This window comes from Brevibacillus sp. NRS-1366 (genome assembly GCF_050467985.1).
The window spans coordinates 1-13,591 of the sequence record NZ_JBITPN010000006.1; the positions used below are offsets into that span (position 1 = coordinate 1).

The following is a 13,591-nucleotide window of genomic DNA, read 5'->3' on the forward strand; positions in this document are numbered from 1 at the left end:
TGGCGCTGATTATAGCGAGGATTGCGAAGAGACACGGCTTCCCCAATAAATAAATACGAGGATCTCAATAAGCGAAGCTTCCGAAACTAGGTGGGTAAAAAATAAAAATAGTAAATGATTCATTGAACTAATGGGTTCGATAGTTCAATAAACAAGGCCAGTCTAACACTTTATTTTCGTGTTTTGACTGGCCTTTTTGTATGGAAGGACTGAATAGTCTAATACCTATATTTCTAAGGTAAAGAGCTTTCTTAGACAGAAATAGCACCAAATCAACAACATCAGTCTAATGCTTTATTTTCTCTGAACACCAGCCTTGAGTCATCCCCCTGCCTTCTTCTGAAGCCTTCCACGGAGTTTCTTTATTGACAAAACAAAATGAAACTTTTGCGACTCGTGCAACACTACTGCCGCTGCCAAACTAATCGGTGCCTATTAAGAGTCATGTTTATCCCATCAAAATCTTATAAATACCTTGTTATGCGCTTCGGAAAGTTTAAGCAATGATGCTTTTACACTGTGAAGCACTTGAACTTTCCTACACGTTGAAAAAAAGCTGACACCTTATCAGGCATCAGCTCGCACTTTTTTCCAATCCCTTATTTCCCTAAAAACGCCTGCAGCATCCAGACATGCTTTTGCAAGCTTTCGCTCATCTCCAAAAACATGTCTCCAGTCGCGTCGTCATCCGCGGCTTCGGCTGCCACGATCCCTTCATGCAGTTCACTGATGAGCGTAGTAAAATCGCTCACAACCGCCTGCACCATCTGATCAGCTGACTCTCCGCCTGCCGCTTCCTTGATGGAAGACTGCTCCATACAGGCTTTCATGGTAGAAACGGGCTTGCCACCGACCACGAGCAGACGCTCTGCCAGCTCATCTACATACTTCGCAGCCTCGTTGTACAGCTCCTCGAACTTTGCATGCAGCGTAAAAAAGTTCGGGCCTTTTACATACCAATGAAAGTGGTGCAGCTTTATATACAACACAGACCAGCTTGCAACCTGCTTGTTCAGCACTTCGGTTACGGGACGGCTTATCGTAATACTCATTTCGGCGCTCCTTCCTTTCAAGGAAATAGATATAGCGTCAGTAGTGTGCCGCTATGGACCGTTTGCTATTCTAGAACAGCGGGATTTACGCAAAATGGACTGCTCTACTATTTAAGCCTGCAAGCTTTTTGCACGCTCCTGCAGAAAGACTATCGCATTATACGCCTGCATGGCAGCTCCGACCGCCAAGCTGCGCTCATCCAGATCAAATCGCGGATGATGGACAGGATAGATGCACCCCGTCTCTTCATTTCGAACACCTAAATGGTAGAAGGCGCCAGGCACATGCTCGGCAAAGAAGGCGAAGTCCTCGACTCCCAGGCTCGGCAGCTCGTTTACTTGAACTTTATTCTCTCCAAGCATTTCTTCCCCGCTGTTTTTAACCAAATCGACCAAAGCATTATCGTTAATCAACGACGTGTATCCTTCCTCGAAGGCAACCTCTGCCCTGCCCCCTAGGCTGCGAGCAGTCAGTTCGGCTACCTCACGAACACGCTCCTTAACGAGTGCACGTACTTCTTTTGTGAGCGTGCGAATGGTGCCAGACAGCTTTACTTCCTGGGCAATAATGTTGGTCGCGGTTCCCCCTGAAATGATTCCCAGCGAAAGAACAGCTGACTGGCGCGGGTCTACATTGCGACTGACAATCGTCTGCAACGCAGTAATGATATGAGCAGCGATCACGATGGCATCTCTTCCGTTGTGCGGATAGGCTCCATGACCATTTTCTCCATACACGGTAATATGCACATCATCCGAAGCGGCATTCATTTGGCCGTATTTGACTCCGATATGGCCCACCGCCAGCTCAGGCGATACATGCAGTCCAAATACTGCCTCCACCCGAGGGTTTTCCAGCACGCCTTCCTGTATCATCGGCAGTGCTCCGCCTACAGTCTCTTCTGCTGGCTGGAAAAATAGCTTCACATTGCCAGCGAGGTCCTGCTTGTGTTCATTCAGAATACGAGCAGCACCGAGCAAGCATGTCATGTGAGCATCGTGTCCGCACGCGTGCATTTTTCCTTCGACCTTTGAACGGTAGGTGGTGTCGTTCTGCTCCAGAATGGGCAATGCATCCATGTCTCCACGCAGCGCAACTGTTGCTCCCGAGTGCGCCCCTTGGATCAGACCCACGACTCCCGTTCCAGCAGATTTCGAATAAGGAATCCCCATTTCATCGAGGTAGCGGATAATCTGTTCTTGGGTACGGAACTCTTCTAGACCAAACTCCGGATATTGATGAAAGTCTCTGCGTACTTCCGACAGCCACGGCAAAATCTGTTCGGCCTGACGCTTCACCTGTTCTTTATACCCGATCCTCATACGGTTACACTCTCCTCAATGATCAACTGACAGCTTGTCGCATCCAGACTGGCTTCTACGCCAAGCGGCAGTGCCATGTTGTACGCACCATGTCCGATCTGCACATTCCAGACAGTTGGCTTTTGATATGGCACGACAATATTTTGAAAAACATTCCACACAGAAAAGCCTTCGCGTTTTTTCGATTCGCAGTCGGTCCAGGTCCCAATCACCACACCAGCGCAATCATCAAACAAGCCGCCGAGCGCCAATTGGGTCAGCATCCGGTCCACTCTGTATGGCTCCTCGTCAATATCTTCTAAAAATAACAGCTTGCCTCTCGTATCCAATTGGAACGGCGTGCCCATCAATGCTGAAATGAGTGCCAAATTTCCACCGACAACCGGGCCTGAAGCCTGCCCCTCTACGAGGCAAACCATCTCTTCTCCAGGAGGATTGACGATGGGACCGAGCGGCTCTGGACGTGTCATGGCACGCAGCAAGTATTGCTTGGACCAATCATCCAAATTGTGCGCAATATCGGAAGTAGCCATCGGCCCGTGCAGCGTAGCCAGATTTGCGTATTTACCAAAAGCGGTATGTAAGGAGGTGATATCGCTATAACCGATAAACAGCTTCGGATTTTGCGCGATGCAATCGTAATCCAGCAGAGAGAGAATTTGCGGAGCTCCATATCCGCCACGCATGCACATGATGCCATCCACTTCATCGTCAGCAAACATCGCGTTCATTTCAAAAGCCCGCTGCTGTGGGGAGCCTGCCAAATATCCGCCGTACGTCTCACGGCAAGCTGCTCCTACCTTTACTTTGTAGCCGAATGCTTCCAGTCCGGCTATTGCCTTGTTCAAGACTTCCTCTGTGGCGGGACTCGAGGTGGCAACCACTCCGATGGTATCTCCCGCGCGCAATGCTTTTCCTTTATTCATCTTCTCGTCTCCCCTTATTCTTTATAGGCCCATTTGAAATCGACTTTACTAAGTGGATCAATACGAACTCCTTTTACCTTGTCGTCCTGTACCCAAGCGTTCACATCGCTGAATATGCCGGTCAGCGGCATTTCGTCCATCAACAGTGTCTCAGCCTCTAATAAAATTTGATTTCGCTTTGCCGGGTCTGTCTGGACATACGATTGTTTGATCAGCTCCGTATATTTAGGACTATGCCAGCGTGTGATATTGGAAGAGCTGTATTTTTCAATGAATTTCTGTAAAAAGTTGATCGAGTCGTTGTAATCTGCCGTCCAGCTCGAACGAGTAATCTCAAACTTGCCTTGCTCCTGGTCATCGAGGTACACCTTTGTTTCCTTGTTCAGCAGCTTGACATCGACCCCGAGTACATTTTTCCAGGTTGCCTGCAATGTTTCTGCGATTGCCTTGTTTCGATCTGACGTATTGTAGAGATACGTGATCGGAGGCAGCTTGGCCATCCCTAGCTCTGTCATGCCTTCTACCAAGAGTTTTTTCGCTTCTTCCTGCTGGTTGTCTGCAAAAAATCCTTCCGGCTTGAGACTTGCTGTTATCGGTGTGATGCCCATCAATGGCGTTTGCCCTGCCTGACCGATGTTATCGGCAATTTCCTGGCGGTTGATCGCATAGGCAAAGGCTTTGCGCACCTTGACGTTCGTAAATGGCGGGCGCTCTGTGTTAAAGCGAATATAGTAAGAAGTGGCCTTTGGCTTGGTTTTGAGCTTGCCTTCTTGCTTCAATGGAGCAACAGCGTCTACCGGCAGCCCGCTGATGGGACCGCCTGCCCAGTCCAGGTCTTTGTTTTCGAACATGGATAGCTCGGTATTGGTATCAGATATCATCGAGAATTCGATGCGTTCCAGTTTTACCACATCTTTTTCCCAGTAGGCTTCATTTTTGACCAGGATAATCTTATTTTTATGCGCCCACGTCTCCAGCTTGAACGGTCCATTGGTAACCAATGTCTTTGGATCGTTCGCCCAGTCTGGATTGGCTTCCACCACTTTTTTGTTGACCGGAGGGAGAAACGATGCCAAGGTCGGGAAAAATGGCGTAGGATGCTCCAGCGTGACATGCAGGGTCTTGTCATCTACTGCCTTGACTCCGACATCCTCCGCCTTTGCCTTGCCGGAGGTAAATGCCTGCGCATTCTTGATGCTATAATAATTGTAAGAAGCGGGGGAACCTGTTTTCGGATCGAGCGCGTGCTTCCACGAAAACTCAAAATCATGCGCAGTCACGGGTTCGCCATTCGTCCATTTCGCATCACGGAGCGTAAAGGTGTACGTCAGCTTATCGTCAGAAAGCTTCATATCCTGGGCGAGGGAATTGATCGGCTCCCCATTCTCATCCAAGCGTGTCAATCCGTCGTAAATGGCACGAATCACAGCCCCGGAGGTTGTATCCTCGGCATATGTCGGGTCTAGTGTAGCTGGCTCCTCCATGTTAAGACGCAAAACCTGCTCCTCGTTTTTGACTGGTTCTTGAGCAGGTACTGGTGCTGATTGTGTCGACTCTGGTGAACTAGCTGGTGCTGAAGTGCTGGTACCGCTGCTACAGGCAGCAAGCAAGCTTCCAACCACGAGCAAGGAACCGACTAATGCAGGTACCGTTTTTTTCATGTGACAAGCCCCCTTTTTTACATGTGCTGTATCTATTATTTGATTAGCAAAAATGGTGCCAATCTAAAAAACGCGCAGCTTATCCCTTACCTATTCAGCTTTGAATACAAAAATGAATCATATTGAAATTTTACACTTTTACCTTCTATTCACGTTCGAATACACACTATTCACTGGAGAATACCCATTTCCTCACTTTTCTGCTGGCGGAGGGCTGGCTAATCCCCAGAGCAGTTGCTACCTTCGTCGTTGTTTTATGCTGGTCGAAAGCTCGCTGGATGAGTTGCCGCTCGACTTCATCCATGGCATCCTGCATCTGCATGAGACGATCCACTTTTATGCCATTGGTTTCGCTGCTCTGCTGGTTGTGGATGTACCGTGGTATTTGTGCAGGTGTAATCAGGACATCATGAGAGGTTACCACCAGACGCTCTACTACGTTTTCTAGCTCGCGCACATTCCCCGGCCAATCATACTCTGCGAGAATCCGGTAACAGACGTCACTCAGTTGGCGTTCGAGGCAGTATTTTTCTGCGAATACGTTGAGAAAGTAATGAATGAGCACGGGAATTTCTTCCCTTCGCTCACGCAGTGGCGGTATTTCCAACGGCACGACATGAATGCGGTAGTACAAGTCTTCGCGGAACTTGCCCTCTCTCACCATTTTCCTCAAGTTCTTGTTCGTCGCGGTAATCAGCTTCACATCCACCTTGCGCGAGACCAAGCTACCTACGGGGGTAATTGTTTTTTCCTGCAGTACGTTCAAGAGCTTCACTTGAAGCGCCAGCGACATTTCCCCGATCTCATCCAAAAACAGTGTTCCCCTGTTTGCTTTTTCAATTAATCCAGCTTTTCCATCCTTGTCTGCCCCAGTGAAAGCACCTTTTTCATATCCAAACAGCTCCGACTCAAGCAATGTCTCCGGAATCGCCCCACAGTTGATATGGATAAACGGCTTGTCCACTCGCGGGCTGCACTCATGGATGTACTTGGCCAAAACCCCCTTCCCTACACCTGACTCTCCTAACAAGATCATCGAAGAGTCGACTTGCGCCAGCTTCTCGGCCATGGCAGCCACTTGTTGCATGGATTGGCTGCGATAGATCAGACAGGTGTTTCCTTTTTTCCTGCTGTTTTCTTTCGTAATTTCACTTTGGAAAAGCGTTCCGATGTATTTCACTTCATTTAATTCCTGTTGCAGCTGCTCCTGGCTCGTAATATCGATGGAAGTATTCACGACACCGTTGAAATTGCCATCCTTGTCCCAAATCGGCGTCCCTTCTACGAACAGCCTGCGATTTTGCTGGGTGGTTTGAATCGTTTGCACTTTTTTCTTATCGCGGATGACTCGCATCGTAATCGTCGGGGCAAAATATCCCAGATGGTAAAACTCTTCAATCGGTTTGCCGATCATCTCATTTGGATCAATGCCGAAAAATTCGCTGTACCCCTCTGAGCAATAGAGCGTCCTGCCTTCAGCGTCCGTAACATGAACGATATCATACACCGAGCCTAGCACTGCCTCAAAGTCGATCATGGAGTTCACTCCTACCCTGCTTTTTATAGTTGAAATACGGATGCATAGCGATTGGTTGGTTGAAAGAGTGCGCTAAGTACCGCATCAGATTGCAAGTCTGACACCAGTACTCTGAATGTTAACCTTCTCCATTTGTCTGCTACCTCCTTCAAATGGTCTGAAAGATAAAGGCTCCGTTCCAAAAGCGAAACCGCGTCCAAAGTAGCCGCTTCAATGGGGCTTCCCAGGAAGATTTTGCGACTACCCTTCGCATAAAAAAACAAAAAAGCCTCACCTCATGCGGTGAAGCCTTGTCCATGCCTATTTGATCTTACTTTTTGGGCAAAATAAGTGTGAACGTTGATCCTGCAGGAGAGCTTTGGCCTAGGATCAGATCCCCTCCCAGCGCTTTCGCGATCATTCTGGAAAACGACAGGCCTAGTCCCAGTCCTCTTACTTTATCTTTTTTGTTGCTGCCCCGGAAAAACCGCTCAAACACCAGTGATTGCTCATCGAAAGGAATGCCTTGTCCGTCATCTTTTACATCAATGCGCATATCCTCCGGCGTCTCGTACAGAACCAGCCCGATCGTACCTTCGTTGCCAACTGCCTGCTTGGCGTTGTTTAACAGATTAATCAAGACCTGCTGAACACGCCCCGGGTCAATAAAGATGGTGGTCTCTGCCTCGGGAATATGCGTCGTCAGTGTGACCGTTTCGATGTCCTGGGTAATTTTCCACTGCGAGGCGATCTCCCGAATCAGCTTGCTCATGTTTTGCTCTTCTTGCTGTACAGCGATTGCCCCTACTGCAAATGAATTGAAATCGAGCAAATCTTCTACCATTTTTTGGAGTCGCTTGGTTTCTTTCAGACAAATTTCCAAAAACTCTTTTTGCTCGTCGCCGGTAACCACTTCATCGTTGATCGCCTGAACCAGTCCGCTAATCGCAGTAACAGGCGTTTTCAACTCATGCGTAACTCCCGCGAGTAGCTCTGTACGCATGCTTTCCAACTGCCGGAGCCGGTCCGCCATCTCTTTAAAAGTATAGACCAATTCGTGAATTTCCCGCTCCTTGATCGGCTTGTTGATCGCGATGTCGTAATTTCCTTCCACGATCCGTCTGGCAGAATGGACCACATTCTGAATGGGATCCGAGAGTTTACGGGCATGAAAGTAAATTACCGACCATCCGAGCACTCCCAGACTTCCCAACATGATGACCAAGTATTGTATTTGCTCTTTGCTGACTTTAATATCCGTTTCGGGAAACAATAAAATGACCTTGCCAACCGAAACGTCATTAAACTCCAATTCTTTTCTGATTACATAGAGCGTATCACCCGACGGCTGCTTCACCTTGTCTGCGGTATCAGCTTGCGCAATCAATCGAGGAAGCGCCTGCATTAAGGGAGGTGGCACCATGCCCGGTCGATTGTAGATCACTTCTCCTTTCTCATTCTTGATGAACAGAAGAAGATTGCGATCGACACCCATAAACTTTCGACGATTATCCAGTACCTGATGGAGCTTGTCGCCTACCAGTACATTCCCGACATCATCCACCACACGGTCAGCTACTTCTTCAGCAAACAGGCGCGTCACTTCCAGCTGCTTCTCTGTCGCAGCATATTTGACCCAGTATGCGGAGAGTCCTCCGATGAGTACCAAGCCGACACATAGCGTAATCAGATAGCGCGTCGTCCAGTAGCGCAGGAGTGAAACAGGCTCTTTATTTTTGATAAACACAGAATTGATACCCCACCCCTCTGAGCGTTTTGATTTCGCCTTCAGAGGCAGGCCAGTTTTCTAATGTTTTGCGGATTCGCTTGATCGCCAAATCTACAGCTCGGTCACTTCCTCCATAGTCCATTCCCCACACCTGCTCGATCAATTGCTCGCGGGTAAAGGTCTGATTCGGGTTCTGTGCCAAAAACAGCAACAAGGACAAGTCCCTCGGATGAAATACCACTTCCAACCCATGAAGTGTGACATTATGCGATTGGAAGTTTACTTTCAGGCTGCCGAAAAATCTCGTCTCCTGATCCTTCATCAAAATAGCTGACCGGCGCAGTACGGCATTCACCCGGGCAACCACTTCTTCTGCTACAAATGGTTTCGTTATGTAGTCGTCCGCTCCCTGGTTCAGTCCTTTCAGTTTTTGATCGGTTTGGCCCAATGCTGTTATCATAATCACCGGACAGGCGCTTTTTTCCCGAATGTACTGCAAAATGTCCCAACCGCTTCGCTCAGGAAGCATGACATCCAAAAGGACCAGATCAGGCTTTTTTTCATCGAAGAGCTGTGTCGCCACGTCGCCATCCTCGGCCTGCCAGACTTGATAGCCTTCTTTTTGCAAATAAGCTCTAAGTACACGCGATATCACGAGTTCGTCTTCTACTAACAAAATGCTTTTCATTGAATACCTTCCAGATTGAGAGGCATATCATCATTCTCCATTCGCTCTTTCCCTGCGTGATCCAGTCATTCTATTTTATTCTTCTGTACTTCTATACTACCAGTTTACATCTTTCTCATCGCATATGGATTTGCTGTTTTTGGAAAATAGGAAAAAAGCCTTGCCTCCCTTTTATTTCAGGAAGCAAGGCTTATAGGAGAAGTGGCTTAGATCAAATCACCATCGAAGTAGATGTCCTCGTCGTCAACTTCACCTTCGAAGCTGTATTTTTTCTTGCCTGTATCACTGTCAATGATTTTACCGGTTACATCAGCATCATCGAATTCATCCCAGATATCAGTAACGATATCCTCTACCAAATCTTTGAAATCGGAATCATCCAAATCATCCCATTCATCTTCGAATTCAGCAAGGTCAACCTCAATTTCTACTTCAATCTCGTCTTCATCCCCCTCCAAGGTGATCTCCCATTCGAGGTCTTCAAAGTCACCATAGTCTTTGTTCAATTGCTTTTCCAAATCACTCAAAAGATCATCAAAGTCATCATCGTCATTATTTTTCTTCTTGTCGAGATCGTCTTCCAGATCTTCAATCTCTTTGTTCAAGCTGTCGATCTTGGATTGCAGAGTTCTGATTTGGGCATCGCGCGCTGCGAGCTCAGCCGCATGCTGGGAATTACCCGTATCTTTTACGTTAATCGTGTAGTTTGTGCCATCCCACGTAATATCTTTGTTAAAAACACCTGCCATCATGCGAAGCGGAATGTAAGTGGTACCGTTTACGATGAAAGGCTCGATTGTAGTGGAAACCGCATTACCGTTATACAGCACTTTGATATTGTTGTACTTTGCTTGCAGATTCTTCGTAGCAACGGATGCAGAAGAGCTCGTTGGAAATAACCCTACGGTAAGAACCAACGCAGATGCAATCGCCAGGTACTGTTTTTTAAACATGGAAAGTCCTCCATTTCTTCCGGTTGTGTATTTCGATATCGTGTCGCTATGTACATATCCTACTTTACCTACCCAACGTGTCGAGCGTATGTCAACAATCGATTTTTTCCTTACCATTTTGTGGGGGTACTTTTATTAAATTAGTATGTCACTTTTGTTAAATGTGTTGATTATATTTTGAAAATTATCTATATTAGTATAACACATTCACTCTTGAAATTCTTAAATCTCGGAGGAGGTTTATCATGCAGCATTTGCGAACGGCTTTCAAGCAGCTTTCGATTCCGTCCTTGCTACAAGCGGTTCTGAACGTGTCCTTGATCTTTCTCGCCTTTATTTTGATCTATCTTCTCGGCAAAGAGCTGCTTCATTTTGCCAAGATGACTTTTTGGTATGAAACCTCCTTGAACGAATTTCTAGAAACGATTTTGATTTTTTTCCTTTATTTTGAGTTCATCGCGATGATCGTCAAATACTTTCGGGAAAACTATCACTTCCCGATGCGCTACTTTCTCTATATCGGCATTACAGCAATGATCCGGCTCATTATTGTCGACCACCACAATCCCTTAAATACGCTGCTCTTTGCGGGCGTTATTTTGACTCTGATCATCTGCTATTACATTATCAACAAAACGCCCGTGGAAAGACCGGGGAAATAGTGCTTCCTGCTTATTCAATCGGCCATGTTTTGCGAATATCTTGTTCAAATTGGCGCAGACGATTGATTCGCTTTTGCGTCGTTTGGTAATCTGCCTGCCAGTTTTCACTTTCTCGCTCGCGGATGAGCTGGGCTTTTTTCTCCAACTCCCGTACTTCACTGCGCAGAGCTATCACAATATCTAACAATCCATCCATGTCGATTTCCCGCATTTCCGATATGAAATGCCATTCTGCTTCTGTTAAACGATATTGTTTGTTTGCCATCTTTCATCACCCTTAACAAATCTTGTACCGAATCCTGCTTACTCGATAACATATGTGTCAACTTTTCAAGTAGTTGTTTTAGTAGACAGGTATCACGGTGTCCCTTCATGTATAATAAATAAGGTGTAGGTTATTTTCTGCCACGCAACCAGAAGTTAGTAAAGGAGACTGCTGCATGTTCTCTATTAGAGAATCCGATTTGCCAGGAATCGGAAGGAAGTATCAAGTTGATTCAAAAAGTGGGGATAAACTGGTCGTAGTCATTCATGATGATGGACGCAGAGAAATGTACCACTTCAACAATGACGATAAAGACGAAACGATTTCCATGATCACGCTCGATGATGACGAAGCGAGAAAAATCGCCGCGATTGTCGGCGGGCTAACCTATCAGCCAACTGCATTGGAAACAGTCGAGGTCGCGTTGGACAAGCTGATCATCGAATGGTACAAAATCCAAAACGGTTCTGCCTCGATCGGCAAAACGATTGGTGAGCTCGATGTTCGTCAAGAAACGGGAGCTACCATCATTGCGATTATCGAAAAAGACCATCGCCAAACGATTAACCCCGGTCCAGAATATGTGCTCTGTACAGGGGCCACCTTGGTCGTTGCCGGTGAGCGCAAACAGGTAAAAGCACTAAAAACGATACTTAGCGCAGAGGGTAAGTGACAGGCTGCACTTCACCTCATCGCTCTTGATACGCAGATCGAAAAAAAGTGGACAGCCCATTTGCAGGCTGTCTTTTTTTCTATTATTCAATGGCAGACAGCATATTCTCCATCATTTCCTGATTCATGGGTCCTATGAATTTATTTTGGATCACGCCGTGAGAATCAATGATGAAGCTGGTAGGAATCGAGATCGCCTTGTACACATTCGAAACCTGTTTATCGACATCAAGCAAAATCGGAAATGTAATGCCGTAAGCCTGGGCGAAAGCCGAAACATCCTCAGCGCTCGTTTCTGTCTGCGTCAAATTGATCCCGAGAACAACGATTCCTTTGTCTTTGTTTTCCTCATAAAAGCTCTGCATATCCGGTATTTCGGCCCTACACGGAGGACACCAGGTAGCCCAAAGATTTACGATTACTTTTTTTCCACGCAGCTCGGAAAGCTTCACCTGCCCACCTGTCAACGTTTGCAATTCAAAATCAGGGGCCAGATTTCCTTTTTCAATCCCAATCGTTAGGTTCCCCTGCGCGTTTGTGCTTCCTGGAGCCATAGTCGTGGACGGAGACCTTCCTCCATCCACTATTCCCCAGGCAAGCAATCCTAACAGAACGATAACAGCCAGTGCGTTTTTATGTTTCATTGGCTGATCCTCCTACTTCTTGAGTCTGTACCCGTGTAGATAAAAATAAAAGGAGAAGGGATAACAAATAATAGGCAACCTGTTCTTGGGAAAGCCCAAGCACCCAGACCTCTCTAGCCTCGATAAAGAAAAGTACATAGATTTGACTGATCGCAAACCAAAGCACGAGCGATAACCAATCTGGTATACTCGTCAGCCCTTGTTTGGTGTGGAACAGCCACCACATAAAAACAGCACTGATAGCAACCTGTTGAACATGGAGCCAGATGCCTGTGTTATCCATAGCAATCGTGAGTAGATGGTGAATCCCTTGCGCAGCCAAAAAGCCTGTCGCGATCGCCAGAACAACGAGATGAATGGGGATTCCTTTTTTCTTGACGCTCTTCGTGAGATACACAGCGACTGCAACCCCCGCTAGCCAGGCTCCAATCACTCCACCTGAGAAATAAAGTATCGTAGCGGGGTTTTCTATAGCTTTCGAAAAGTGAAGCAGGACAAAGCTGAGCTTCCAAATCAAAAACGCCAATAAGACTGCGTTGCCGAGCATTTCAATGATCGCTTTCCTCGCTTCTCTCTCATTTTTTAATCGAATGGTTATCATAAGAAAACCGATTGCCAGTGATATGATCGCTGCCAAAGTACTCGTTTTCAAAATAAATGGACCAATTTGAAATGCATCAGACAATTACGTTTCCTCCCTGTCCATGATCACTGGCTCGTAAAAAGAGAAAGATGGCATGTGTTTCCACTTTCACCATATCAGGAAACGCGAAATAAAGGAATGATGAAAAAAACTCCCACAAAGGTAGCGGGAGCTTTTCGTTTTTCGTCTACTATTATCATTCTCTTTTATATAGAAGCGCTGCCGCCTCCCGGTCCCTTCGTTCGGTTTCCCCCGTTTTTGTCCAGTGTAAAAAGCGATCATCCAAGAGCTCGGACAGGATGGCTCGTTTATCTGCCTCGTTTAGAGCGAGAGCAAGTACTTGTCGTCTCATCTCGCCAAGAAACAGCGTATAGCCTTCATATTCAGGACCGATCCATTGTTCTAGCTGTCGACGCAGCTTTTTCGCCAAGCCCGGATTATGCCCTCCTGTTGAAATGGCAATTTGCAAATCACCACGCTCTACAAGAGAAGGCACGGTAAAAGTGCACAAATCGGGGCGGTCTACAATATTGATCCATTGATGAGGCAGACAGGCCTTGAAAACAGCGAGATTGACTGCTGGATCACTCGTCGCTGCAATGACGATCACGGCACCCTGCACGTCCTGAGGTACAAAAGAACGGGGGTGTACCACAACTTTTCCGTGATGCATCCACGTTTGAATGGTATCGGTAACGGAGGGACTGACTACCGCAACATCAGCACCAGCCGCCAGCAGACTGCCGATTTTTCGCTCGGCCACCTGCCCTCCGCCTACGACCAGACAACGTTTTTGGTGAAGTCGAACCATCATCGGATAATACGGCACATCAGGTCCCTCCCTTTTGAATTCATTC

General features: G+C 47.0%; 15 protein-coding genes. 2 read left to right on the top strand and 13 right to left on the bottom strand.

Annotated elements, in window-relative coordinates; all coding sequences use genetic code 11:
• Window positions 1-599 precede the first annotated feature (599 nt).
• The 9 genes from ACIFQN_RS03860 to ACIFQN_RS03900 all read right to left on the bottom strand — a co-directional run bounded on the left by ACIFQN_RS03860 (window position 600) and on the right by ACIFQN_RS03900 (window position 9,848).
• Window positions 600-1,052, bottom strand: coding sequence for a Dps family protein (locus ACIFQN_RS03860; RefSeq protein WP_429831717.1), 453 nt, complete (start codon window positions 1,050-1,052; stop codon window positions 600-602).
• Between the two features lie 111 nt (window positions 1,053-1,163).
• Window positions 1,164-2,375 (bottom strand): M20 metallopeptidase family protein, encoded by a 1,212-nt coding sequence (locus ACIFQN_RS03865; RefSeq protein ID WP_429831718.1) that lies wholly within the window; start codon window positions 2,373-2,375, stop codon window positions 1,164-1,166.
• Window positions 2,372-3,301 carry a S66 peptidase family protein gene (locus ACIFQN_RS03870; protein ID WP_429831719.1) on the bottom strand — a complete coding sequence of 310 codons (930 nt, stop codon included), beginning with the start codon at window positions 3,299-3,301 and terminating at the stop codon, window positions 2,372-2,374. The genes ACIFQN_RS03865 and ACIFQN_RS03870 overlap by 4 nt, the downstream gene beginning before the upstream one ends.
• Before the next feature lie 14 nt (window positions 3,302-3,315).
• Window positions 3,316-4,962 carry a peptide ABC transporter substrate-binding protein gene (locus ACIFQN_RS03875; protein ID WP_429831720.1) on the bottom strand — a complete coding sequence of 549 codons (1,647 nt, stop codon included), beginning with the start codon at window positions 4,960-4,962 and terminating at the stop codon, window positions 3,316-3,318.
• A 166-nt stretch (window positions 4,963-5,128) separates the two neighbouring features.
• A complete protein-coding gene (locus tag ACIFQN_RS03880) occupies window positions 5,129-6,499 on the bottom strand; it encodes a sigma-54 interaction domain-containing protein (RefSeq protein ID WP_429831721.1) in 1,371 nt (456 codons plus the stop codon).
• Window positions 6,500-6,522: 23 nt separating this feature from the next.
• Entirely contained in the window at window positions 6,523-6,762 is a 240-nt protein-coding gene (locus tag ACIFQN_RS03885) for a hypothetical protein (RefSeq protein ID WP_429831722.1), read from the bottom strand.
• Between the two features lie 47 nt (window positions 6,763-6,809).
• Window positions 6,810-8,225 (bottom strand): HAMP domain-containing sensor histidine kinase, encoded by a 1,416-nt coding sequence (locus tag ACIFQN_RS03890; protein ID WP_429831723.1) that lies wholly within the window; start codon window positions 8,223-8,225, stop codon window positions 6,810-6,812.
• A complete protein-coding gene (locus ACIFQN_RS03895; RefSeq protein WP_429831724.1) occupies window positions 8,209-8,895 on the bottom strand; it encodes a response regulator transcription factor in 687 nt (228 codons plus the stop codon). Before ACIFQN_RS03895 ends, ACIFQN_RS03890 begins: the two co-directional genes overlap by 17 nt.
• 206 nt (window positions 8,896-9,101) lie before the next feature.
• Entirely contained in the window at window positions 9,102-9,848 is a 747-nt protein-coding gene (locus tag ACIFQN_RS03900) for a stalk domain-containing protein (protein WP_429831725.1), read from the bottom strand.
• A 245-nt stretch (window positions 9,849-10,093) separates the two neighbouring features.
• On the opposite strand from ACIFQN_RS03900, the gene psiE reads away from it, so the two are divergent.
• A complete protein-coding gene (gene psiE, locus ACIFQN_RS03905) occupies window positions 10,094-10,510 on the top strand; it encodes a phosphate-starvation-inducible protein PsiE (RefSeq protein WP_429831726.1) in 417 nt (138 codons plus the stop codon).
• Window positions 10,511-10,520: 10 nt separating this feature from the next.
• Here the strand turns inward: psiE and ACIFQN_RS03910 are convergent, their stop codons facing one another.
• Window positions 10,521-10,775: a hypothetical protein gene (locus tag ACIFQN_RS03910; protein ID WP_429831727.1), complete on the bottom strand. Its 255-nt coding sequence runs from the start codon at window positions 10,773-10,775 to the stop codon at window positions 10,521-10,523.
• A 175-nt stretch (window positions 10,776-10,950) separates the two neighbouring features.
• On the opposite strand from ACIFQN_RS03910, the gene ACIFQN_RS03915 reads away from it, so the two are divergent.
• Window positions 10,951-11,448, top strand: coding sequence for a cation:proton antiporter regulatory subunit (locus ACIFQN_RS03915; protein WP_429831728.1), 498 nt, complete (start codon window positions 10,951-10,953; stop codon window positions 11,446-11,448).
• Window positions 11,449-11,530: 82 nt separating this feature from the next.
• On the opposite strand, the gene ACIFQN_RS03920 is transcribed toward ACIFQN_RS03915, so the two are convergent.
• The 3 genes from ACIFQN_RS03920 to ACIFQN_RS03930 form a co-directional block, all read right to left on the bottom strand.
• Entirely contained in the window at window positions 11,531-12,091 is a 561-nt protein-coding gene (locus ACIFQN_RS03920; RefSeq protein ID WP_429831729.1) for a peroxiredoxin family protein, read from the bottom strand.
• The gene (locus ACIFQN_RS03925) at window positions 12,081-12,776 is read right to left on the bottom strand and encodes a hypothetical protein (RefSeq protein ID WP_429831730.1); all 696 of its coding nucleotides are present in this window, start codon (window positions 12,774-12,776) and stop codon (window positions 12,081-12,083) included. Before ACIFQN_RS03925 ends, ACIFQN_RS03920 begins: the two co-directional genes overlap by 11 nt.
• 154 nt (window positions 12,777-12,930) lie before the next feature.
• Complete coding sequence (locus ACIFQN_RS03930) at window positions 12,931-13,563, bottom strand: precorrin-2 dehydrogenase/sirohydrochlorin ferrochelatase family protein (protein ID WP_429831731.1); 633 nt, start codon at window positions 13,561-13,563, stop codon at window positions 12,931-12,933.
• Window positions 13,564-13,591: the final 28 nt, after the last annotated feature.

Coding starts and splice junctions, on each gene's coding strand:
- ACIFQN_RS03860 (WP_429831717.1), bottom strand. CDS start 1,052: ATGAGTATTACGATAAGCCGTCCCGTAACCGAAGTGCTGAACAAGCAG.
- ACIFQN_RS03865 (WP_429831718.1), bottom strand. CDS start 2,375: ATGAGGATCGGGTATAAAGAACAGGTGAAGCGTCAGGCCGAACAGATT.
- ACIFQN_RS03870 (WP_429831719.1), bottom strand. CDS start 3,301: ATGAATAAAGGAAAAGCATTGCGCGCGGGAGATACCATCGGAGTGGTT.
- ACIFQN_RS03875 (WP_429831720.1), bottom strand. CDS start 4,962: ATGAAAAAAACGGTACCTGCATTAGTCGGTTCCTTGCTCGTGGTTGGA.
- ACIFQN_RS03880 (WP_429831721.1), bottom strand. CDS start 6,499: ATGATCGACTTTGAGGCAGTGCTAGGCTCGGTGTATGATATCGTTCAT.
- ACIFQN_RS03895 (WP_429831724.1), bottom strand. CDS start 8,895: ATGAAAAGCATTTTGTTAGTAGAAGACGAACTCGTGATATCGCGTGTA.
- ACIFQN_RS03900 (WP_429831725.1), bottom strand. CDS start 9,848: ATGTTTAAAAAACAGTACCTGGCGATTGCATCTGCGTTGGTTCTTACC.
- psiE (WP_429831726.1), top strand. CDS start 10,094: ATGCAGCATTTGCGAACGGCTTTCAAGCAGCTTTCGATTCCGTCCTTG.
- ACIFQN_RS03910 (WP_429831727.1), bottom strand. CDS start 10,775: ATGGCAAACAAACAATATCGTTTAACAGAAGCAGAATGGCATTTCATA.
- ACIFQN_RS03915 (WP_429831728.1), top strand. CDS start 10,951: ATGTTCTCTATTAGAGAATCCGATTTGCCAGGAATCGGAAGGAAGTAT.
- ACIFQN_RS03920 (WP_429831729.1), bottom strand. CDS start 12,091: ATGAAACATAAAAACGCACTGGCTGTTATCGTTCTGTTAGGATTGCTT.